At 43.6% G+C, this 22,533-nt stretch carries 14 protein-coding genes and 5 pseudogenes; 12 read left to right on the top strand and 7 right to left on the bottom strand.

Annotated elements, in window-relative coordinates; genetic code table 11:
- The first annotated feature begins 108 nt into the window (after positions 1 to 108).
- The 10 genes and pseudogenes from ACOBWA_RS11255 to ACOBWA_RS11300 all read left to right on the top strand — a co-directional run bounded on the left by ACOBWA_RS11255 (position 109) and on the right by ACOBWA_RS11300 (position 11,639).
- Positions 109 to 1,635 carry an aldehyde dehydrogenase family protein gene (locus ACOBWA_RS11255; protein ID WP_420229401.1) on the top strand — a complete coding sequence of 509 codons (1,527 nt, stop codon included), beginning with the start codon at positions 109 to 111 and terminating at the stop codon, positions 1,633 to 1,635.
- A 236-nt stretch (positions 1,636 to 1,871) separates the two neighbouring features.
- Positions 1,872 to 2,360, top strand: coding sequence for an alcohol dehydrogenase catalytic domain-containing protein (locus tag ACOBWA_RS11260; RefSeq protein ID WP_420229402.1), 489 nt, complete (start codon positions 1,872 to 1,874; stop codon positions 2,358 to 2,360).
- Positions 2,357 to 2,899, top strand: coding sequence for a zinc-binding dehydrogenase (locus ACOBWA_RS11265; RefSeq protein ID WP_420229403.1), 543 nt, complete (start codon positions 2,357 to 2,359; stop codon positions 2,897 to 2,899). The genes ACOBWA_RS11260 and ACOBWA_RS11265 overlap by 4 nt, the downstream gene beginning before the upstream one ends.
- Before the next feature lie 198 nt (positions 2,900 to 3,097).
- The gene (locus tag ACOBWA_RS11270) at positions 3,098 to 3,424 is read left to right on the top strand and encodes a DUF779 domain-containing protein (protein ID WP_420229404.1); all 327 of its coding nucleotides are present in this window, start codon (positions 3,098 to 3,100) and stop codon (positions 3,422 to 3,424) included.
- Positions 3,425 to 3,614: 190 nt separating this feature from the next.
- Positions 3,615 to 5,244 (top strand): annotated as a pseudogene (locus tag ACOBWA_RS11275) (GMC family oxidoreductase).
- 459 nt (positions 5,245 to 5,703) lie between these two features.
- The gene (locus tag ACOBWA_RS11280) at positions 5,704 to 7,344 is read left to right on the top strand and encodes an ABC transporter substrate-binding protein (protein ID WP_420229405.1); all 1,641 of its coding nucleotides are present in this window, start codon (positions 5,704 to 5,706) and stop codon (positions 7,342 to 7,344) included.
- A gap of 195 nt (positions 7,345 to 7,539) precedes the next feature.
- Positions 7,540 to 8,555, top strand: a pseudogene (locus ACOBWA_RS11285) (ABC transporter permease).
- A 132-nt stretch (positions 8,556 to 8,687) separates the two neighbouring features.
- On the top strand, positions 8,688 to 9,602 hold the full coding sequence (locus ACOBWA_RS11290) for an ABC transporter permease (protein ID WP_057761128.1): 915 nt from the start codon (positions 8,688 to 8,690) through the stop codon (positions 9,600 to 9,602).
- A 1-nt stretch (position 9,603) separates the two neighbouring features.
- Positions 9,604 to 10,671, top strand: a complete 1,068-nt coding sequence (locus ACOBWA_RS11295; RefSeq protein WP_420229406.1) for an ABC transporter ATP-binding protein — start codon at positions 9,604 to 9,606, stop codon at positions 10,669 to 10,671.
- Positions 10,668 to 11,639 (top strand): peptide ABC transporter ATP-binding protein, encoded by a 972-nt coding sequence (locus tag ACOBWA_RS11300; RefSeq protein ID WP_102093680.1) that lies wholly within the window; start codon positions 10,668 to 10,670, stop codon positions 11,637 to 11,639. The genes ACOBWA_RS11295 and ACOBWA_RS11300 overlap by 4 nt, the downstream gene beginning before the upstream one ends.
- A 95-nt stretch (positions 11,640 to 11,734) precedes the next feature.
- Here ACOBWA_RS11300 and ACOBWA_RS11305 read toward each other — a convergent pair whose 3' ends face one another.
- The 4 genes and pseudogenes from ACOBWA_RS11305 to serS all read right to left on the bottom strand — a co-directional run bounded on the left by ACOBWA_RS11305 (position 11,735) and on the right by serS (position 17,162).
- A complete protein-coding gene (locus ACOBWA_RS11305) occupies positions 11,735 to 12,712 on the bottom strand; it encodes a nuclease-related domain-containing protein (protein ID WP_420229407.1) in 978 nt (325 codons plus the stop codon).
- Positions 12,713 to 12,945: 233 nt separating this feature from the next.
- Entirely contained in the window at positions 12,946 to 13,314 is a 369-nt protein-coding gene (locus ACOBWA_RS11310) for a hypothetical protein (RefSeq protein WP_420229408.1), read from the bottom strand.
- 270 nt (positions 13,315 to 13,584) lie between these two features.
- Positions 13,585 to 15,581, bottom strand: a pseudogene (tkt, locus tag ACOBWA_RS11315) (transketolase).
- Positions 15,582 to 15,876: 295 nt separating this feature from the next.
- Positions 15,877 to 17,162 (bottom strand): annotated as a pseudogene (gene serS, locus ACOBWA_RS11320) (serine--tRNA ligase).
- A 498-nt stretch (positions 17,163 to 17,660) separates the two neighbouring features.
- Between serS and ACOBWA_RS11325 the strand changes: the two are divergent.
- Together ACOBWA_RS11325 and ACOBWA_RS11330 are read left to right on the top strand one after the other, a co-directional pair.
- Positions 17,661 to 18,319 (top strand): annotated as a pseudogene (locus ACOBWA_RS11325) (YcxB family protein).
- Between the two features lie 265 nt (positions 18,320 to 18,584).
- The gene (locus ACOBWA_RS11330; RefSeq protein WP_101206316.1) at positions 18,585 to 19,070 is read left to right on the top strand and encodes a Dps family protein; all 486 of its coding nucleotides are present in this window, start codon (positions 18,585 to 18,587) and stop codon (positions 19,068 to 19,070) included.
- A 118-nt stretch (positions 19,071 to 19,188) separates the two neighbouring features.
- Here the strand turns inward: ACOBWA_RS11330 and ACOBWA_RS11335 are convergent, their stop codons facing one another.
- The 3 genes from ACOBWA_RS11335 to ACOBWA_RS11345 all read right to left on the bottom strand — a co-directional run bounded on the left by ACOBWA_RS11335 (position 19,189) and on the right by ACOBWA_RS11345 (position 22,136).
- Positions 19,189 to 19,893, bottom strand: a complete 705-nt coding sequence (locus ACOBWA_RS11335) for a DUF2057 family protein (RefSeq protein ID WP_420229409.1) — start codon at positions 19,891 to 19,893, stop codon at positions 19,189 to 19,191.
- An 87-nt stretch (positions 19,894 to 19,980) separates the two neighbouring features.
- Positions 19,981 to 20,784, bottom strand: coding sequence for a DnaA regulatory inactivator Hda (hda, locus tag ACOBWA_RS11340; protein WP_420229410.1), 804 nt, complete (start codon positions 20,782 to 20,784; stop codon positions 19,981 to 19,983).
- A gap of 329 nt (positions 20,785 to 21,113) precedes the next feature.
- Positions 21,114 to 22,136, bottom strand: coding sequence for an AI-2E family transporter (locus ACOBWA_RS11345; protein ID WP_420230766.1), 1,023 nt, complete (start codon positions 22,134 to 22,136; stop codon positions 21,114 to 21,116).
- Positions 22,137 to 22,533 lie beyond the last annotated feature (397 nt).

Here is a 22,533-nt window from a genome sequence, read left to right on the forward strand (position 1 = left end):
AATCAATCACAACATCAACTGATATTGTTTTGCGATAACAGATATTAGGATAGATAAAATTGCGCTTGTATTATCCGATAAAACAAACAACACAACAAGGAGTGTTTCATGCTGTATGCAAATCCCAATACGGAAGGTAGCCCTGTTCAGTTCCGCGAAAAATACGATAACTTTATTAATGGTGAGTGGACCGCTCCTATCGATGGAGAGTATTTTGATAACACAAGCCCCATCGATGGTAAAACTATTTGCCAAGTAGCCCGCTCAAAAGAAGCCGATATCGAAAAAGCCCTAGACGCGGCGCATGCTGCCAAAGACGCATGGGGCAAGACCAGTGTTACTGAACGTGCCAACTTGTTACTCAAAATTGCTGACAGCATGGAAGCCAACCTAGAAGCGATTGCGATTGCCGAATGTTACGAAAACGGCAAACCTGTTCGTGAGACACTCGCAGCCGACATCCCTCTAGCCATTGATCACTTCCGTTATTTTGCCAGCGCCATTCGCGCACAAGAAGGCGGTATCAGTCAGATTGACGAAGACACTGTGGCTTATCATTTTCATGAGCCACTTGGTGTCGTCGGTCAAATCATTCCTTGGAACTTTCCTATCCTAATGGCCGTATGGAAGCTAGCACCTGCCCTTGCTGCTGGTAACTGTGTCGTTCTAAAGCCAGCCGAACAAACGCCAGTTTCTATTCTGTTCATGTTAGAGACCATCGGCATCGCTGATATTTTACCAAAGGGTGTACTGAACGTCGTCAATGGCTTTGGGGTCGAAGCGGGTAAGCCACTTGCGTCAAATCCGCGCATCAATAAAGTTGCCTTTACAGGTGAGACTACCACTGGCCGCCTCATTATGCAGTACGCGAGCGAAAACATCATTCCAGTGACGTTAGAGCTTGGTGGCAAAAGCCCTAACATCTTCTTTGCCGATGTTATGGATGAGGACGATGACTTCTTGGACAAAGCGGTCGAAGGTCTAGTGATGTTTGCACTGAACCAAGGTGAAATCTGCACCTGTCCATCGCGGGCACTCGTTCATGAGAGCATCTATGATGAGTTTATCAAACGCTGTATCGCCCGTGTCGAGGCCATCAAAATGGGCAACCCACTCGATACTGAGACTATGATTGGTGCGCAAGCCAGCTCAGATCAGTTGGAGAAGATTTTATCTTATCTTGATATCGGTAAAAAAGAAGGCGCAAAAGTCCTAGTCGGTGGCGATCAAGCCAAACACGATGGCGACCTAGCAGACGGCTATTATGTTAAGCCAACTATCTTTGAGGGCACTAATGACATGCGCGTGTTCCAAGAAGAGATCTTTGGACCCGTCCTTGCCGTGACTACTTTTAAAGACGATGACGAAGCCATGCAGATTGCCAATGACACCTTGTATGGTTTAGGCGCTGGTGTATGGACCCGTAGTGTACACAAGGCATATCGCTTCGGACGTGGTATCCAAGCAGGCCGCGTATGGACCAACTGCTATCATATTTATCCATCACATTCGGCGTTCGGTGGTTACAAACAATCTGGTATCGGACGTGAAAACCATTTAATGATGCTCGACCACTATCAGCAAACCAAAAACATGCTGGTATCGTACAGCCCTAAAAAAATGGGCTTCTTCTAAACCATCATTTCTAATCATGGAGCGGGTTATCACAAGTGTTACATAGCCCGCTCGCTACAACGATCTAAATAAAAAACTGAGACGAATTTTTATATCCTCTAATGCGCTTAGGCGCACAGCAGGAAAAATTTGTAGCAGTCTTGCGTTCAAAATAAGGTGTTTGCATATTTTGAATGCAATATCGCAACAACTTTTTATATCAACATTTATCAATCACCCATAAAAGAGAGCTTATTATGACTAACAAAATGAAAGCCGCTGTATTACATGAGTTCGGTCAAGACTTAAAAATCGAAGAAGTCGACATTCCAACCGCAGGTGCTGGGCAAATAGTTGTCAAAATGCACGCCTCAGGCGTCTGTCATACTGATTTGCATGCGGTTGAGGGGGACTGGCCTGTTAAGCCAAGCCCGCCATTTATCCCAGGTCATGAAGGTGTTGGCGTGATCACGGCGGTCGGTGACGGCGTAACTCATGTCAAAGCAGGTGATCGCGTTGGTGTGCCATGGCTATACTCTGCTTGTGGTCACTGTACGCATTGCTTGGGTGGCTGGGAAACCTTATGTAAAAAGCAAGAAAACTCTGGTTACTCAGTGAACGGTAGCTTTGCAGAATACGTCCTGCAGATGCCAACTATGTTGGCATTATTCCTGAGAGTGTCGACTCCATTGAGATTGCCCCTGTTTTATGTGCGGGCGTCACGGTATATAAAGGTCTTAAAATGACCGACACCAAGCCAGGCGACTGGGTTGTTATTTCAGGTATCGGCGGCCTTGGTCACATGGCTGTACAATATGCCATTGCCATGGGGCTCAATGTTGCTGCTGTTGATATTGATGACGAAAAACTTGAATTCGCCAAAAAGCTGGGGGCAACAGTGACGGTAAATGCCAAAAATACAGACCCAGGCGAGTTGCTACAAGAAAAAATCGGTGGCGCTCATGGCGTGTTAGTCACTGCAGTATCATCAAAAGCTTTTGATCAAGCCTTAAGCATGTTACGTCGCGGTGGTACTTTAGTATGTAACGGGCTCCCCACTGGCGACTTCCCGGTGTCAATCTTTGATACTGTACTCAATGGTATCACCATACGTGGCTCTATCGTTGGCACACGTCTTGACTTACAAGAGTCGCTAGATATGGCAGCGGCTGGCAAAGTCAAAGCGACCGTCAAAGCTGAGCCGTTAGAGAACATCAATGATATTTTTGAGCGGATGCGTAATGGCAAAATCGAAGGTCGTATCGTCATCGACTATAATCAATAACGGATAGTAAAATGACAGTGTTATAAGCTTATTACATAGTTATTCCAACTGTCAATTATCAGCCGAAGGTCGTATCTTTTAGTCATATGCCAGTTGTGATGTGTCTGAAGATGATGCGACCTTTTGATTTGACTTTGGCATACTGATACTAGAGAGCAATTATATAAACCATGGATGGGCCATAAGAAGGAGTACGATATGAAACTGGCAGCAACAGAATCTTGTAAAGCGTTAATTGAGCTATTGAAATCTAAGCACGGTGAGCTGATGTTTCATCAATCAGGTGGCTGCTGTGACGGTAGCTCGCCCATGTGCTATCCATTAGGAGAGTTCAAAGTGGGTGGTCAGGATGTGTTGGTTGGTGAGCTTGTTGACTGTCCATTTTATATGGGACGCGCACAATACAATCTATGGCAGCATACCGATTTGACCATTGATGTCGTCAATGGTCGCGGTGCGAGTTTTTCGTTAGAAATCCCTGAAGGCAAACGCTTTATCGTACGCTCAGAACTCTGTGCGATATAAGCACGTTTGACGCAAAGCTAGGTAGCATTAATCTTACCTAATGTACCGAATATAACAGTCTTCGCTTGTCCTATGATATTGGGGAAAACAGATACCGCAGAGTCACTTTTATTTTATTATTTTAGCAAAATAATAGTTACTGTAAAGCGTAAACTATTTTAATTAGCATGGATGCTATAAGGAATATAAAATGGAATTTGACACAACATTTGACTATGTCATCGTCGGCGGAGGTTCGGCGGGTTGCGTGCTCGCCAGCCGTCTCACTGAAAACCCAGATATCAGTGTCTGTTTATTAGAGTACGGCGGTGATGGCAAAGATCTAGCAGTACGTGTGCCTGCTGGACTGATTCTGATGGTTCCTGGCAAACCGCTCAAACTAAACAACTGGTGCTTTCACACTACTCCGCAAGAGCACCTTAATAACCGTAAAGGTTTTCAGCCACGTGGACAATGTTTGGGCGGATCATCAGCTATCAATGCCATGATCTATACACGTGGTAGTAAGCTAGATTATGAGCGCTGGGTGGAGCAAGGCTGTACTGGCTGGGGATTTGACGATGTACTGCCCTACTTTATCAAAGCTGAAAACAACGTTCGTGGTAGCGATGACCTACATGGTGATAGCGGGCCGCTGCATGTTAGCGACCTACTCAGTCCACGAGACATCTCCAAAGCATTTGTAGAAGCTGCGATTGCCAATGGCCTCAGATCACAACCCTGACTTTAATAGCGAAAAGCAAGACGGTACAGGGTTGTATCAAGTCACTCATTTCCATGGTGAAAAACAAGGCCAACGCTGTTCTGCCGCGGCCGCCTATCTACATCCTGTACAAAACCGTGCCAACCTGACGGTTATCACTCATGCACAGGCTAACCGCGTCATTATTGAAGACAATCAAGCGACAGGCGTCGTCTACGAAAAAGACGGTGTCGAACATACTGTCACGGCGCGTCATGAAGTCCTACTATCAGGTGGCGCATTTGGTTCACCTAAAGTTCTGATGCTCTCAGGTATCGGCCCTGCAGATCATTTGCAGTCTCATGGTATCGATGTGGTGGTAAATGCACCTGAAGTCGGTGGCAATTTGCAGGATCACTTAGACGTCGTCTTTGATTACGAGGTCAATACTACTGACGTCATCGGTATTGGCATGGCATCGATTTCGACATTGACCAAAAGCATTCGGCAGTGGAGAAAAGACGGTACAGGGTTACTGTCTACCAACTATGCAGAGGCGGGTGCGTTCTTTAGCGTCGGTGATGACCCAAAAGAGTGGCCAAACACACAGCTGCACTTTGTCATCTCACGCGTGATCGAGCACGGTCGCGATCTCAGACGCGGTTTCGCTGTCTCTTGTCACAGTTGCTACTTACGACCTGAAAGTCGAGGTACTGTCAGATTAGACTCAGCCGACCCCTCCGATGCTGTCTTGATCGATCCAAACTATCTGTCGCATCCAAAAGACGTAGAGTACATGGTAGCTGGTGCCGAACGTACTCGAGCCATCATGCAAGAGTCCGCACTCGCTAAGTACATCACTGAAGACTACCCTGCCCCTTACCTCGAAAAAGACGGCATGCTCGGCTATATCCGTAATAAGTCAGATACCATCTATCACCCAGTAGGCACTTGCCGCATGGGCTCAGATGACAGCTCTGTGGTTGATTTGGAATTGAAGGTACGAGGTGTGAGTGGATTGCGAGTCATCGATGCTTCAGTGATGCCAACGCTTATTAGCGCCAATACCAATGCGCCAACTATCATGATTGCCGAAAAAATAGCCGATCTGATTAAAGCGAATTATAGCCCTGTTTAATACTCCATTAGGTAAACAGCTTATATTTGGGCACGTCAAAGAGACATAACTTTATTATTTCTAATTGTTTATACTTAGTAACATTGTAACTCATTAGCAATTTAAAAGCGTGTCTCTTTGCTACTTAGAATAAATAAACATAAAGCCATAGAATCTAGTATTTAATATCTTATTGATACTAAATACGGCAAAAACGTGCATTTTTTATCAAAATTAGTCGATTTATTGCTTGCATTATCACAGATTAAGAGAGTATATTCGAACGACTTATTTATATTTTTAGTTTCAATCTATATAATTTAAAGTTATAACAACCCTTAATATGTTTTATTTTGTATATATAAAATACTGCATAGATAGATACTTTAGAGGTTACTAAACGCTTTCTCATCGTATTCATGCTCGAGTACGAACATATGGATACATGAGTACCTACCTACCATTACATAGGATGTAATAATGCAAAAATCACTCTTCAAACTTACGATGTTGGCGACGTTTCTCTTAGGTATCAGCGCCTGTAGTGGTGACAACAAAACCACCGACGATTCTGCTGCTAGCTCAGATGCCAAAGCCGCCAAAACATTACTCTATTGCTCAGAAGGTAGCCCTGCCGGATTCGATCCAGCGCAATATACTTCAGGTACGGATTTTGATGCGAGTGCCTTCCCTATTTATAATGGCTTGGTAGAATTCAAAAGAGCGGAAACTGAAATTCAGCCAGGACTTGCTGAAAGCTGGGATATTAGCGAAGACGGCAAGACTTATACCTTTAATCTACGCAAAGGAGTTAAATTCGGTACAACTGATTACTTTACTCCGACTCGCGATTTCAACGCGGATGACATTGTGTTTACGCTAGAACGTATCACTGACCCAGACTTTGAATTTAATAAAGCTTATCCTGCTGAATTCCCATATTCGGTCGGTATGGGACTACCCGATATTATCTCTAATATCGAAAAGGTTGACGACTATACGGTAAAAATCACTCTTAGCGAAACCAATGCGCCGTTCCTACAGAACCTAGCGATGCCTTTTGCTTATATTGGTTCTGCTGAGTACGCAGATCAATTGCTAGCCTCTGGCAATGCTGCTGATATCAATACTAAGCCCGTCGGTACTGGACCTTTCGTCTTTACCTCGTACCAAAAAGACGCGCAAATTCGTTATACCAAAAACCCAGACTATTGGAATAAAGACGACATCTATATCGACAACCTCGTGTTTGTCATCACTAAAGACTCGGCAGTTCGTGCACAGAAAGTGCAAGCTGGCGAATGTCATGTGTCCGCTTATCCAAAACCTGCCGAAATAGAATCTGTCAAAAAATCAGGTAAAGCCACTGTTCTCGATCAGCCTGGCTTCAACGTCGGCTATGTCGGTTATAACGTAGAAAAACCTCAATTAAGCGATCTTAAAGTGCGTCAAGCATTAGATATGGCGATCAACAAAGACGCTATTATCAATGCGGTTTATCAGAGCGAAGGCCTCAAAGCAACCAACCCAATGCCGCCAACGCAGTGGGGCTATGATGAGTCACTTAAAGACGCGCCTTACGACGTCGAAAAAGCAAAAGCGCTAATCAAAGAAGCTGGCGCGGATAATCTTTCTATCAATCTATGGTATATGCCAGTTCAGCGTCCATACAACCCAAATGCCAAGCTAATGGCTGAGATGCTGCAAGCAGATTGGGCGAAGATTGGCGTCGATACCAAGCTTGTGACTTATGAGTGGGGCGAGTACCTAAAACGCGCTGCTAAAGGCGAGCCTGATGTCATTCTAGCCGGCTGGACTGGCGATAATGGTGATCCAGACAACTGGCTTGGCTCATTGTTATCTTGCGACGCTGTCGGCGGAAATAACTATTCTCGCTGGTGTAACAAAGACTTTGACAATTTAGTCACCAATGCCCGTCAGATTAATAATCAAGATGAGCGTGTGAATGAATACGTACAAGCGCAGCAAATATTCAAAGAGCAGCTTCCTTGGACGACAATGGCGCATTCGGTAGTGACGGTATTCACCGCACCAAATGTGGTCGATTATAAAATCAGCCCACTTGGCTCAATACGCTTCGATGGTGTAAAAGTTGAATAACCTTGACTGATTAATTCCGTTACAACATAAGCAATTTATTCATTTTATTCATTCATATAAGTGCGGCTGGGTCAGATACTCTGCTCCAGCCGCACTTATATGAATGATATGAACAATATGAATTAAGCACTTTGTCACGGATCTCTTCATCATCGCTAATACTCTAATCATTGAACCACAACTATTGAGCAGCCCATGCTACTTTATATTCTGCGTCGTATTGCCATTTTAATACCCGTCTATCTTGGCCTAACGCTATCCACTTTTACTCTGATTCGTCTCGTACCTGGAGATGCGGTAGAGATTATGATGGGCGAGCGTATGGTCGATCCAGAGCTACATGCTCGTGCCTTAGAAAGGCTAGGATTAGACAAACCACTCGTTGCCCAGTATTGGGATTATTTGACTGGCATCCTAACAGGTGATTTTGGTCAGTCCTTTCGTACTCGTACGCCCGTATTACAAGACTTTTTGCCCACTTTGTTCCTACTTTAGAGTTGGCGTTATGCGCTATTGTTATCGCTAGTGTCATTGGTGTTAGCTTAGGCATCTTTGCTGCCTTGCGCCGTGGTACATGGATTGATTACACCCTCATGTCAGGCGCGTTGGCAGGCTACTCTATGCCTATCTATTTATTAGGTCCCATCCTGACTGGTATCTTCGCTCATTATTTAGGTCTACTGCCCGTCGCTGGGGTGATATCTGTCGCACAGTTTTTAGATGTGCAACCACTGTATGGGTCATGGTTACTCGGCTCACTAAGCTCAGGAGAGCCTGGCGCGTTTTGGAACGTGGTCAAACACTTTATATTGCCCTCTATAGCCTTATCGACCATTCCGTTAGCGATGATTGCGCGGATGACACGCTCTGCAATGCTAGAGGTATTAGATGAAGACTATGTGCGTACAGCACGAGCCAAAGGCTTATCTCCACGCCGAGTAATACTGGTTCATGTCATGCGTAACGCCTTGATTACTGTGGTTACCGTCGTCGGCCTACAGATGGCGACATTGCTTGCAGGTGCCATTATTACCGAGACTATCTTTAGTTGGCCAGGCGTTGGTAATTGGCTACTCGATGGGTTTTTCACTCGTGACTACCCTATTGTACAAAATGGTATTTTATTGGTCGCCACCGCTCTGATTTTGGTTAGTTTATTTATTGATATTTTGTATGGTCTGATCAATCCACGTATTCGCCATACTTCTTAATTTAACATTAATAAATACTCACATTATAAATAGTGATGATTAGCGCTCAAGTGAAGTTTTAGCAATGCTTAGTACTTTTTATGAATAAGATTCTAAAAAATGTCACTGCGCTAGCCACTATAGGAAATGCTCATGAAGCCTTCTGTTCTCCCCTCTGATGTCAATCTGATGGCAGCCACACCGCCGTCATCTTGGCAGCTATTTTTATCGACGTTCTGCCGAAACAAAGGCGCCGTGATTGGTTTTATCGTACTGGCATTGATGGTTCTAGTTGCCATACTTGCGCCTGCTATTGCCCCTCACGATCCTTACGAGCTGTTCACCGGTCAAGAGCAATTGCCACCTGCCTTTTTAGATGGCGGCAATGCGATGTTTTGGCTAGGCACTGATGATGCAGGCCGAGATACATTGTCTCGAGTGATGTATGGCGCGCGTTATTCATTATTTATCGGTCTAAGCGCGACAACTCTGGCGATGTTGGTTGGTATTTCTTTAGGTCTAAGTGCAGCGTTTTGGCCAAAGGTCTGGGGCAAAGCGGTCATGTTGGTCAATGATATCCTGATGTCATATCCGAGCTTGCTATTGGCCATTATCATTGCCGCTATCTTAGGGCCATCTATGACCAATACGATTATTACGATCGCACTGGTCTGTACGCCGCCTTTTATTCGGCTGACTCGTGCCACAGCGATGGTGGAGCTGCAACGTGAATATTTTATTGCCTCACAAGTGATGGGCGCTGGCGTGCTGCGTTTGTTGTTTATCACCATTTTGCCCAACTGTATGGCACCGCTTATCGTACAGGCAACGATGATTTTCTCATCTGCTATTTTAGAAGCAGGTGCGATTGGTTTCCTAGGTTTTGGCGTACAGCCACCTGATGCCGAATGGGGCGCGATGCTAGGTACGGCGCGTCAATATATTCAAAGTAATGTTTGGCTAGCCATCTGGCCGGGTGTCGCTATCTTCTTAGCTGCACTATCGATTAACCTGACTGGTGATGGCTTACGCGATGCGCTAGATCCTAAATTAAAGCAGGTGACCTAAGATGACTGAACCATTAATTAATACGCCTATCACTCATACGTCTATGAATGGTGCATCAACAAAAGACGCACCATTGTTGTTAGATATTGAAAACCTGTCGGTTACTTTTGGACAAGGGGTGCGTGCCTTTCGCGCAGTAGATGATGTATCACTGAAAGTCGCACAAGGGGAGGTCATCGCTGTCGTGGGTGAATCTGGCTCAGGTAAATCAGTCACCATGATGGCGCTGATGGGTCTATTGCCACCTTCTGCAACAGTTCGCGCACAACGAGTGGTGTTTGATAATAAAGATATGCTCAGTATGCCTGCCAAAGAGAGACGCGGCATCATTGGCAAAGACATCTCTATGATTTTTCAGAATGCGATGTCTTGCCTAAATCCAAGCTTTACTGTTGAGATGCAGTTAGGTGAAGTGCTACGCAAGCATCTTGGTTTACGAGGCGCAGCAGTACAAACACGTATCTTAGAGCTGTTAGAGTTGGTCGAGATGCCCGATGCAAAGAATCGTCTCAAGGTCTATCCACATCAACTATCAGGTGGTATGAGTCAACGAGTTATGATTGCGATGGCGATTGCTTGCGAGCCAAAACTACTGATCGCAGATGAGCCAACCACGGCTCTGGATGTCACTGTACAAGCACAAATCATGGATTTGCTGAGCCGTTTGCAACGCGAAAAACAAATGGCCATGGTATTAATTACCCACGATTTGGGCCTTGTCGCGCAAAACTCGCGTGATGTCGCGGTCATGTATGCGGGACAAGTGGTGGAAACCAGTACCGTGCCAGAGATTTTTCAAAATCCTGCACATCCTTATACCGAGGCATTGCTACAAGCCATCCCTGAACTGGCTATCGGTCAAGACCGTCTAAACAGCTTGCCCGGTGTCGTACCCAGTCAATACGATCGACCAGCTGGTTGCTTACTGTCTCCTCGTTGCCCGTATAAAGAACCTGCTTGTGAAGTACCGCCACCTATTTTAGATACGCCCAATGGCAAGGTGCGCTGTATTGATTCTGATATTACCTCTCGCCCCTCTCACGCTGCTACTTTGGAGTCCCAAGTATGAGTAATAAAGTGGTCCTAAAAGCAGACAATCTACACAAGCACTACCCAGTATCACAAGGTCTGGGCAAAGCAAAGGCCTACGTAAAAGCGCTCAATGGTGTCTCTTTCGAGCTTGAAGCTGGCAAGACATTGGCCGTCGTTGGTGAGTCAGGCTGCGGCAAATCCACCCTTGCCCGCCAGTTGACACTGATCGAAGCACCTACACATGGTGAGCTATTTATCAACGATGAAGGCACCACTGGCTATAGCAGAAAGGCACTAAAAGAGCTGCGTACTGAAATTCAAATGGTCTTTCAAAATCCTTATGGTAGCTTAAATCCGCGTCATACCATTGGCTATCAATTGACAGAACCATTAGATATCCATACCAAACTGTCTAAAGAAGAAAAGCGTGACAAAATCAACGAGATGATGAGACATGTCGGTCTACGTCCCGAACATGCAGGCCGCTATCCACATATGTTTTCGGGTGGTCAGCGCCAACGTATTGCCCTCGCCCGCGCGATGATGCTCAACCCTAAAATCGTCGTCGCTGATGAACCGACTTCCGCGCTCGATGTATCAATCCAAGCCCAAGTCCTAAATCTATTTATGGATTTGCAGGATGAGTATCGCACCGCTTACGTCTTTATCTCGCACAATTTGTCGGTCGTACGCCATGTGGCTGATGATGTAATGGTGATGTATTTGGGTCAAGCTGTTGAGCACGGCCCCAAAGAAGCGATTTATAATGCGCCAAAACACCCTTACACCATCGCACTATTGGCTGCGGCACCAACGGTAAACGGCCATAAAAATGATTTGACCCTACAAGGTGAGCTACCAAGTCCGCTTAATCCACCAAGTGGCTGTGCGCTACATAAACGCTGCCCCTATGCCAAGCAGCAATGCAGCGAGGTAGAGCCACAACTGCGCGAATGGGACGGTCGATTGGTTGCTTGTTTACGTTTAGAAGAGATATATGGTTAAGGTGAATAAGATTAAGGTAACTAACGATTAATCAATATTAACCACACCGCGGCACTTAGGAAATTTGCTACAACCAAAAAAGGTCTGACCTTGATTCAGGCCTTTTTTGCCACGCGCTTGATCATCTCACCGTTACATCTCGGGCAGGTTGGCGTTTGAATTAAATCAGCTGTATGGTCTATCACCTCAATTGTCGCAGGTTCATTAACTTTTGGCTCAGATTCTACGATCTCAAACGGCGTAAGAAAAACCTTATCAGCAATACCGTGCGATGTAATTGTATGCTGAATATCTGCCTGCTGAGTGTCCATACTATCAATTGGTAAATCGCTAGATTCAATGTCAGTCTGACCCGACCATCGATGCACTTCCCTACTTTTTAGAATAGCTCGTTTAGCGGTCTCTTTTACTATCGGCTCTGGTATAGACTCATGAGCCACTTTAGCAACTGGTTTATCATTAGTATTATCGCTAGGCTGCTTATTTGTATTTTTGCTTGAATTGCTATGCTTGTCTTTTAGATAGGCTTTATGCTCTCGATTGGTGCGCCAAGACTTACTAAATCTATTGCTATTAATCTGCGCAACGATAGATGCAACCTCATCTTCAGTGAGTAGCTTATTTTGCTTTTCCTTCACATAAGACACCATACCACTCGTCAATACATACTCGGGCAACTCATCGCGGGTTTTTAATTCGCACTCACCGATAAAAGCAATCATCGAATGAAAGTAGCTCAACTCCAAGCCTAATAAATCTGCGAGCGTCTTAATGTGCAAGTAGTTTTGACGCAATGGGTTTTGGAATTTGAATTTACTTCCATTTGGGAAGGCTTGCGTCCACTGTCTTTGGTTCTCGCTACCATATATCCAGCCTTTATAGTTTTTCGTCTCAATCACAAAAATGCCGTACACAGAGACGATGATATGATCGATTTGTGTACTACCACCATTGGCCCTTGGTAAGGTAATACCGTTTAAACGGTGGTAGACGTCTTTTTCAAGCTTTAGCCACATGGCGACGTTGATGACGGTCTCGCCTAGGAAACCTTTAAAGGTGGATTTTAGGGACATGGTAGCGATCTTTAGAATGGTTATAGAATGTGCTAAGCGTAATACCAAAACTCTTTAAATTTAATTAATCAGCACTCTCTTACGATGCTTTAAAGGCTTGGCATAAGCAGAAGAACATGATTTGATATGTTTATAAAAACTCTTATAAACCCGATCATATTCTTCATCAAGCTGTTTAAGTACATCTAAAGTACTATCGCTAGGATTAACTTCATGTTCATGCTGTGCATTTATCAGGTTTCCCCTGCATTTAAAAACAACTCATATTTTTTCTCAAGCTCTGGAAAATATAAAGCTATTAATATTTCTATCTTGCCACCTTCTCTATAAAATTCATCAACGTCTAAAGCTTCATCGCAATTGCTTGAAAAACTTTTGGATTGAACTTCCTGAATAATGGCTGCAAAATCAACCAGTCTAAAAACCACTTCCTCAAACTTTATTCTCAAAAAGGCTTCATACTCCTTCTTGCGTTCAGCTCTCTGAGTAATGAGAATACCGCACAGTCCAAATATTCCGATTATGCAGGCTGCTATCAAGCCTTCACTTAGTTCAATCTGTTTTAGCCATGTAATAGCATTTGCCAGTTCGATACTATCCATCTAATTTTTCCAGTTCTGTAGTCATATAATTTATTTTTATATGAGAGCTGCACAAGCCGTGAAACTTAGCTTCGTGAGCAATCAGTCTATTCTAATTTACCACTAAATCATCATGTTGAGGCACAGAATTTAGTACTGATTGCAGCAGTTATTTTACCGATAGCCATATTGATGAAAGCAGACCAAAAGAAAAATCAAAGATTAAGCCATAAAAAAAGCCACCAGATTTCTCTGATGGCTCTTTTTTAAACACTAACTAAGTTAGGTCTATCACACCAAACTATTTACCGCTTCAATCACAGCATCCGTCGTGATACCAAACTCTTTATACAAGTCGCTAGCAGGAGCAGATTCGCCATAAGTCGTCATACCGATGACTTTGCCATCTAGACCAACGAACTTATACCAGTAATCTACATGCGCGGCTTCTACTGCGACGCGAGCACGAATATTGGCAGGCAATACCGCTTCGCGATAGCTAGCATCTTGCTCGACAAAAATCTCAGCACATGGCATAGACACTACACGTACGCCAACACCATTTGCGCTTAGTTTTTCATACGCTTCCATCGCTAAGCCAACTTCTGAACCAGTGGCGATGATGATTGCTTGTAGCTCGCCTTGCTCTTTTGCCAGTACATAGCCACCTTTGGTGATGTTAGCGACTTGCTCGCTATCACGTGCTTGATGTGGCAAGCTCTGACGGCTAAAGATCAATGCTGATGGGTTGTTTTCTGATTTGATTGCTTCTACCCAAGCACTCGCAGATTCAGTCGCATCACACGGACGCCATGTACGTAGGTTTGGCGTGGTACGTAGGCTAGTTAATTGCTCAACTGGCTGATGCGTTGGGCCATCTTCACCCAGACCGATAGAGTCATGGGTATAGACGTGGATGACGCGCTGCTTCATGAGTGCGCCCATACGTACTGCGTTACGTGCGTATTCCATAAACATGAGGAACGTCGCTACGTAAGGGATAAAGCCGCCATGCAATGCGATACCATTGGCAATCGCAGTCATACCAAACTCGCGTACACCGTAATAGATATAGTTGCCGTCAGCATCTTTTTCGATGCCTTTAGCACCTTTGAATAGCGTCAGGTTCGAGCCAGCTAGGTCGGCTGAACCACCCAATAGCTCTGGCAATAATGGCTGCAAGCTGTTGATCGCGTTTTGGCTGGCTTTACGACTAGCAACATCACCGCCTGCTTCTTGCGTTTGCTGAATATAGGCTTGTGCTTGGCTAGCAAAGTCAGCAGGCAACTCGCCATTGAGACGGCGTGACAATTCTGCTGCAAGCTCTGGATAGGCTTTTTATACGCTTCAAAGTCTGCATCCCAGTTCTTTTGCTGGACATCACCTTTGGCTTTAGCATCCCACGCTTCATAGATTTCGTCATCTAATTCAAATGGGGCATGTTTCCAAGACAGCGCATCACGAGTCAAGACGATTTCATCATCACCAAGTGGTGCACCATGACTGGCGGCTAGACCTTGTTTGTTCGGGCTACCAGCACCGATCGTGGTTTTACAAATAATTAGACTTGGCTTAGCAGTCTCTGCAATGGCTTGCTCAGTCGCTTGCGTGATTGCATCAGTATCATGACCGTCAACTTTGATAACTTGCCAGCCGTACGACTCAAAGCGCGCTTGCGTATCATCAGTGAACCAGCCTTCGACATTACCGTCGATTGAGATACCATTATCATCGTAGAAGAATACCAACTTACCAAGCGCCAACGTGCCAGCTAATGAGCAAACTTCATGACTGATACCTTCCATCAAGCAGCCATCGCCCAAGAACGCATAAGTATGATGGTCGACGACGTTATGACCGTCGCGGTTGAACTGTGCGGCTAAAGTTTTTTCTGCGATTGCAAAACCAACGGCATTAGCAATGCCTTGTCCTAGTGGACCAGTCGTCGTTTCTACACCAGGCGTGTAACCAAGTTCAGGATGGCCTGGGGTTTTTGAATGCAGCTGACGGAAACCTTTAAGGTCATCGACGCTCACATCATAACCTGATAAATGTAGCAATGAATAAATAAGCATCGAGCCATGACCGTTTGACAGTACAAAGCGATCACGGTTGTGCCAATTAGGATCAGCTGGATTGTGCTTCAAAAATTTGCGCCACAAAACTTCGGCAATATCAGCCATACCCATTGGCGCACCCGGATGTCCAGAGTTGGCTTTTTGAACCGCGTCAAACGACAGTACACGGATGGCATTGGCTAGTTTACGTTCGCTAATTGGAGCTGGCATAGAGTGTCCTAATATTCGAATGAGTAGTATGAAGATAAGAGGAGAGTTTACTCAGAGGATAATCCATCAAAAACGCGACAGGCGTCCTCAATGGATAGGCTATAAAATAAAAATGCAATATTAACATATTTGCTATGAGCCTAGCCAAAAATGCGGTGACAAGACCGTTTATATTTAGCAATGACTCACATCAGTTTTGTTAAACGATAAGCAATGACGGACTTTGATTTAAGTTATAAATAATAAGCTGCGAGTGACCTAAGTGACAAGCAGCTCATTACTTATAGTCAATTTATTAAACTGAAATAGTCTCAGCACCGCCCATAAACGGACGTAATACTTCTGGAATCGTAATGCTGCCATCAGCGTTTTGATGATTTTCCATCACTGCTAGTAGCGTACGACCAACCGCCAAACCTGAACCGTTCAAAGTATGAGCTAAGCTGGTTTGCTTGCCATCTTTGACACGAGTACCCATACGGCGCGCTTGGAAGTCACCACAGTTAGAGCAGCTAGAGATTTCACGATAAGTATCTTGGCTTGGTAACCATACTTCGATGTCATAAGTCTTTTGTGCAGCAAAACCCATATCGCCAGTACATAGCTGTACCGTGCGGTATGGCAAGTTCAACTGCTGCAAGATATATTCAGCCTGTCCTGTCATTGCCTCAAGCAACTCATCAGATTGCTCAGCGGTACCGACATTGACCATTTCTACTTTCTCAAACTGATGCTGACGAATCAAGCCGCGAGTATCACGCCCGTGCGAGCCAGCTTCACTGCGGAAACATGGCGTATGCGCCGTGAATTTTAGCGGTAGTTCTTTGATATCCAAACGCTCACCACGTACCAAATTGGTCATTGGTACTTCAGCCGTTGGAATAAGGTAAAAATCCATTTCATCGTTATTCGTGTGATTGCTCAATTTAAATAAATCATCTTCAAACTTAGGCAACTGACCCGTACCCTTTAGACTATCGCTATTAACGATATAAGGCACATAAGTCTCAAGATAGCCGTACTTCATCGTGTGCGTGTTCAACATAAATTGAATTAGTGCACGATGCAATTGCGCCAATTGTCCTTTTAGCACGTTAAAACGGCTACCAGTCAACTTAGTCGCTGCTTCAAAGTCCAGCATACCAAGCGTCTCACCGATATGAGTATGATCTTGAATCTCAAAATCAAACGTACGCGGCGTGCCCCACTTACGCACTTCTACGTTATCCTCTTCTGACGTACCGACTGGCACATCTGCCGCCGGAATATTCGGAATTTGCAAAGCCGCTTGAGTAATACGCTCCTGCAGAGTACGTAGCTCGTCTTCCGCAGCTTTAATCTCACCACTAACGCTTTGCATCTCAGCCAATAGCTCACTGGCGTCTTCGCCTGATTTTTTAGGGCACCTACTTGCTTTGCACCAGCATTACGGCGCGATTGCAACTCTTCGGTTTTGACTTGTAGAGACTTGCGCTCGTTTTCAATCGTCTGCCAGAACTCCATATCAAGCTCATAACCACGGGTGGCTAGCTGCTGTTGTAGGTCGCTTAAATCGCCGCGTAAGAGTTTCGGATCAATCATAATAGTTGCCTGTAACACTAAAGGTGAGTAAAAGGTTTAAAAGTATTATTAATAGAGTAATTGCCTAGCACATCGCTATCACAGTCTTTGTGATAACTGGCTATGACGTTATGTTTTATATCAACATATCTTGTAGACGCTATAATACCAAGACACGGCAGATTTGACCATGTTTTGGATATCTTTGGCTACTTTTCCCTGTTTCTGGCTGACTTTCACTAGCTTTCGTTCATTATGCTAATCGCTTATCATAAGTTATTCTATTTCTAATTTCTCACTTTTGCTTTCGTCTAGTCTGAATAAACTGAGTATAGAGCTTGAACTACGTCATTAATATGACATCTATCCGTGAACAGTCTTGCTTATATGTTTCATTTAGGAGTACTTTTCGGTAAGATAAGCGCATACCTTTATTCACTTCTAGCCAAGTACAGCATTGCTGCTTCGCTTTGGCAGTTTTAATCCAACGCTTTTAATATAAGTATTTGAGAAACCTTTATGGCCCTGTACCCCTACACGCTCCAACCTGTCGCCTTAAACCTAACTGAGGCTGAATTTCACCAAGCACAGTATGAACTGTTTGCCAGTGCCAGCCCCTCTTTGGTTTATCAAGCTTTAAGACCAAAGAGTGGATCATCATGGCGGTGGTTGTGGTACTTGCTATTGCAGGACTTATCTTTGTGACAGGCTATTCAACCATCATATTTTGGTTAATGCTGGTTGGTGTGGTGATTTATCTATTGGCACGTACTTTAGGTTTTAAATGGTACGTAAAAAGAGAGTTTGACAAACAAGTGGCCGACCAAGAGATGCCAGATGAAATGCGCCAGATGAAGTTAGGTGTGCAAAAGCATGGTCTAGTCATGGCGATGCCAAGCAACCAGCCTGATATGATGAAAAACTCGCAAATGCGCGGTATGCAAATGCGTGCAGGTGCGACTCAGCAAGCAGTTATTCCTTGGACCTCTATTAAGAGCTGGGATGAGACTGATGACTATATCTTTATGATGTTTGAGCTAAAAGGTCAGCAAGGTAGCCAAATCGTACCGAAACGCTTGCAAGCACAGAAGTTTCCTATCGATACGATACGTCAACATTTACAAGAAGTGGTTCCCGTTAAAGGCTTAAATCCTGAAAACTTGCAGCCACCAGCGTAAATGTAATGAGGTCTCTCTATCGTTTAGAAAAACAGTAAAGAGACTTGGTTTTAGTTTTATAAAACCAATCGTAAAATTGTATTTATTAAATTTAACTTATTAATAATAGTTTGCTATTATTATAAGCATCAAAGGAAGAGATAGAGTTTATATTGATAGGTACAGATAAAAACTAAAGTATTTTCGCTGTATTTCAATTGATTAGAGTCTTTATTCTTCTTTATTTATTATCATATAACTACACTAACACTATAAGGACAATACTATGAGCAATTCTAACAATGCTACTAACCAGATCGGTCTAGAAAAAGCAGACATGAGCGAAGTCATCGCCAAGTTAAACAACCTACTATCGACGTATCACGTGTTTTATCTAAACGTACGTGGCTATCACTGGAATGTAAAAGGTGAGCATTTCTTTACTTTGCATCCACAATTTGAAGAGCTATATACGTCACTACAATTACAAATTGATGAAATCGCTGAGCGTATCTTGACTTTGGGTGGTACACCACTTCACGCTTATAGCGATTTTACGCAGCATACTAGTATTAGTGAAGACAAAAACGTCAAAGATGGCACAAGCTGTGTCAAAGGCGTAGTCACTGGCTTACAAGCGTTAATTGCAGAGCAACGCCAAGTATCAGCCCTAGCAGAAGAGAGCGAAGACCAAGGTTCAGCTGACCTAATCGATGCTTACGTACAAGAGCAAGAAAAACTGGTATGGATGTATAACGCGTTTTTGGGTTAAGAATCGTTAGATTTTACTAGGCTAAATTTTAATAAGCCTAATGATCATCAAATACTAAATAATAAAAAAGCACCTAATTAGGTGCTTTTTTATTGTCTATCTTTTAGAAAAGACTGTTTTATTTTTCGATCCATTGACGCATTTTTTCACGTTCAGCAGGCGTGGCTTGTAGCCATACTTGCATAAACGTATCTAACGTACTGGTAGAAGTATTTACGCTAGATGCTTGCTTAACAGTGGTCGTGCCAGTGTTGACGTTACTAGTAGAATTTACTACGGGTTGATCTAAAGAGGCGATAGCACGTTGGTTCTGTAACTCTGCATCACCTGCACCGCCGAACACGCCGCCCAGCGCTTTACCAAGGCCTGAAAATAGACCACCTTGGTTACCGGCCATACTTTGCTGGCTAGCAATGACAGTATTGTTTTGTTGCACAGCGAGCGTAGGCTGCTTGGCATATTCTCTAGCAGCTTCATAATCTTCTGGTTGATTAGGCATAGTCAAACGATATGTTTGATTGTCGGCCAATTGTGCCGTCACACTGACATTACCTGAACGCAAATAATCATGCTCATCACGACGCAAGTTATATAAACGGTCATACTTAGCAGTAATAGCATGTTGTCCAGGCTGTAACGTAAATGTTTTCTGCAGCGGCTGAAAAGCGCTCTGCTGAATTTCCTGCCCATTAATAGCAGTTACTTTGATATGGTCATCAACCTGTAGAGTAACCGCTGCCTGTGACAACGTAGAAACCGAGGCAGCCCCCACCAACAACGTGCCTATCGTTAATTTCTTTAGCAAAAAAGTATTCGATTTCATAAGTTATTCCATTAATAGTAAAAGCGAGTTGGACAAAAGATTCGTATTCTTACGGTTATTCATTTTTTGCTGCTAAGAGTCTTGCTGCTAAAAATCAAGTGGCATCGTATGTTGATCTTGATCAGGCGTGTCGTTATCCACTTGCGTCTCTTGAGCGATATCCGCCAGCTCCGCGGCAAGCGTCTGCTCATCAATAGTACGCAGAGCATCACTTATGACTGCTTTTGAGATATTACTGCGACCAAGGTTAGAAAACATTGGTTGAATATAATTAAGTACTTCCATCATCGCACCGATACGATGCGGTCCATCGGTCAGTAAGTGATCAATAATTCGATCGTCAAACTGCCATCCACGCCGACGCAAAATAGACTGTAATAATGCTTGTCTATCTGCAAAATCATGACCAGTAGGCACTTTAAAGGTCGGTGCTTGTGCCAAACGCGTCATTAAATCTCTTAACTGAAATGGTAAGTCGTCGGCTGGTTTATTAGCGGCAAACAATAACTGGCGTTGCCCTTCTCGACTACGATTAATCAGATGAAATAAAGCTTCTTGCCACTGACTGCTTTGCTCAAGCACTTCCAAATCATCGATAGCAATCAGATCAAAGTTTTCTAACGATGATAGTACGTGGACATCTGTATGAATCAACTCATTAAGGGACAAACAGATAGCCGATTTGTCCATCTCGATAAATGACTCGCAAATAGCAGACAGCAAATGGGACTTACCTGTAGCAGGGCTACCAAACAGATATAGTTGACCGATCAGGCCGACATGTAACTGCCGTACTGCATCGATAATTGACATCCAACCGGGACCGGCAAAGTCGCTGAGACTTGCATCATGCTTAATGTCCAGATTGAGACTTAGCTGTGCTTCTGCCATGAATCATCAACTCGTGTTGCGTAGTGCAATGGAAAAATATAATAGAAAAAGAAAGGTTACTTTGAGCTGTATTCATTACTGTCAATACTAGCCGATATAACTGTAAGTGATGGCCCTATAGCCTTTGCAAAAATTGGTTAGTCGCTTTATCGAAAACAAATTTAGGAAAGCTGGTACCAAAACGGTTGATACTATCAACACTGTGCCTATATATAACATATTTACAAAATGACTGACAAGTCTTTTACCCATTAAGCCTTATCAATCATTGCGTTCCTATCTTGATATTAGATATCAATCTTTATCTAGTGTATTCAATAATAAGATAATTATCTTTTTTCAAACAGTGCCAGTTGTTTACGGCCTTTATAAAAGTCAGTGGTTCGATAGTAGTTGTATAAATGGCGGAACAGGACGTTTAAGACAGCGGATACTGGCAAGGCGATTAGCATACCAACAAAACCTAGTAGACTGGCACCTGCCAATACGGCAAATATGACCCACAATGGCGATAGACCAATCTTATCACCTAACAGCAATGGTTGTAGGATATAACCTTCTGCAGCTTGTCCAATCAAGAACGCACCTACGACCAATGACAAATACGTCCAGTCCAATCCGAACTGAAATAGACAGGCGATAATAGCCGCGATAAAACCAATACCAAATCCTAAATACGGCACAAAACTAGCAATGCCTGCTACCATACCAATGATAAGCCCAAGCTCTAGCCCAATGAGCTGTAACTGTACAGCATAAATAGCGCCTAGCAACACCATCACCAGCAATTGACCTTTGATAAATGCCATCAATGCCAGATCACATTCTTTAGCTATTTCAGTCACTTTTTGACAGTAAGCCCCTGGTATCGCCATCTTCCAGTTATGCAAACGCTGATCCCAATTAAATAGGAAGTAAAAGGTCAAAATAGGCACCAATACAATCAGACCTGCATTATTGATGAAGTTCATACTTGAGGTCAGTATTTGGCTCATCATGGTGCTAGCATCAGCGAACTTGTAATTCGTTTGCATATAATCGACAAGTGTATCGGAAAACTCTTTAGACTCTAATTGGGGCAATTTGATACGAGTATTACTGTTGAACCACTCTCGTACGACTTGGTTATACCAATTAAATATCTTTGGCAAATAATCCCACGCCGCTTGCAGCTGATGCCATAGTGTCGGTACCAACCACCATAATAATAACGCCATCCCCAAAGTAATTGTCGAGTAGACAATAATAATCGCGACCCAGCGCTTGATGTATTTTGATAGGCGCTTGACTAGAGGATTAAACAAATAAGCCAACATAAAAGCAAAAACGAAAGGCACGATGACGGGCATCATTAAATACAAGAGAAACACAGCCACCACTAACGCCACGACAATAAATAAACGCCGAAAAAAGGATCTATTGGTTGATTCATCATGGCAAGTAATCCTATAGTTGGACAGGTTTGAAAAAGTGACAGGTTTGAAAAAGTGACAGTGAGTCAGTCAGTGATAGCGATTTCTAAATGATATAACTATAGCTATCACGATGTGTCACTAGGCGAATTGCTTTTTCTCATTAGTTTTAGCTAGCTAAACTGAGACATATCAAAGTCCCTAAAAAGCCTGATTCTTAATAAATTTATGTTTAGTAATTTTTATTCTATCAATCACATTTGAACTTGTATTAAGGCCATTATTGACAATAAATTTAGCGTTCTATTATCGCAGAGTACAACAAAAAATCAGTCAT

Origin of the sequence: Psychrobacter sp. ER1, assembly GCF_048631835.1 — a bacterium.
Lineage (GTDB): Bacteria > Pseudomonadota > Gammaproteobacteria > Pseudomonadales > Moraxellaceae > Psychrobacter.

Bases quoted from the DNA above. Each gene is read 5' to 3' on its own strand.
- ACOBWA_RS11255 (WP_420229401.1), top strand. From the start codon at position 109: ATGCTGTATGCAAATCCCAATACGGAAGGTAGCCCTGTTCAGTTCCGC.
- ACOBWA_RS11260 (WP_420229402.1), top strand. From the start codon at position 1,872: ATGACTAACAAAATGAAAGCCGCTGTATTACATGAGTTCGGTCAAGAC.
- ACOBWA_RS11265 (WP_420229403.1), top strand. From the start codon at position 2,357: ATGACCGACACCAAGCCAGGCGACTGGGTTGTTATTTCAGGTATCGGC.
- ACOBWA_RS11270 (WP_420229404.1), top strand. From the start codon at position 3,098: ATGAAACTGGCAGCAACAGAATCTTGTAAAGCGTTAATTGAGCTATTG.
- ACOBWA_RS11280 (WP_420229405.1), top strand. From the start codon at position 5,704: ATGCAAAAATCACTCTTCAAACTTACGATGTTGGCGACGTTTCTCTTA.
- ACOBWA_RS11290 (WP_057761128.1), top strand. From the start codon at position 8,688: ATGAAGCCTTCTGTTCTCCCCTCTGATGTCAATCTGATGGCAGCCACA.
- ACOBWA_RS11295 (WP_420229406.1), top strand. From the start codon at position 9,604: ATGACTGAACCATTAATTAATACGCCTATCACTCATACGTCTATGAAT.
- ACOBWA_RS11300 (WP_102093680.1), top strand. From the start codon at position 10,668: ATGAGTAATAAAGTGGTCCTAAAAGCAGACAATCTACACAAGCACTAC.
- ACOBWA_RS11305 (WP_420229407.1), bottom strand. From the start codon at position 12,712: ATGTCCCTAAAATCCACCTTTAAAGGTTTCCTAGGCGAGACCGTCATC.
- ACOBWA_RS11310 (WP_420229408.1), bottom strand. From the start codon at position 13,314: ATGGATAGTATCGAACTGGCAAATGCTATTACATGGCTAAAACAGATT.
- ACOBWA_RS11330 (WP_101206316.1), top strand. From the start codon at position 18,585: ATGAGCAATTCTAACAATGCTACTAACCAGATCGGTCTAGAAAAAGCA.
- ACOBWA_RS11335 (WP_420229409.1), bottom strand. From the start codon at position 19,893: ATGAAATCGAATACTTTTTTGCTAAAGAAATTAACGATAGGCACGTTG.
- hda (WP_420229410.1), bottom strand. From the start codon at position 20,784: ATGGCAGAAGCACAGCTAAGTCTCAATCTGGACATTAAGCATGATGCA.
- ACOBWA_RS11345 (WP_420230766.1), bottom strand. From the start codon at position 22,136: ATGATGCCCGTCATCGTGCCTTTCGTTTTTGCTTTTATGTTGGCTTAT.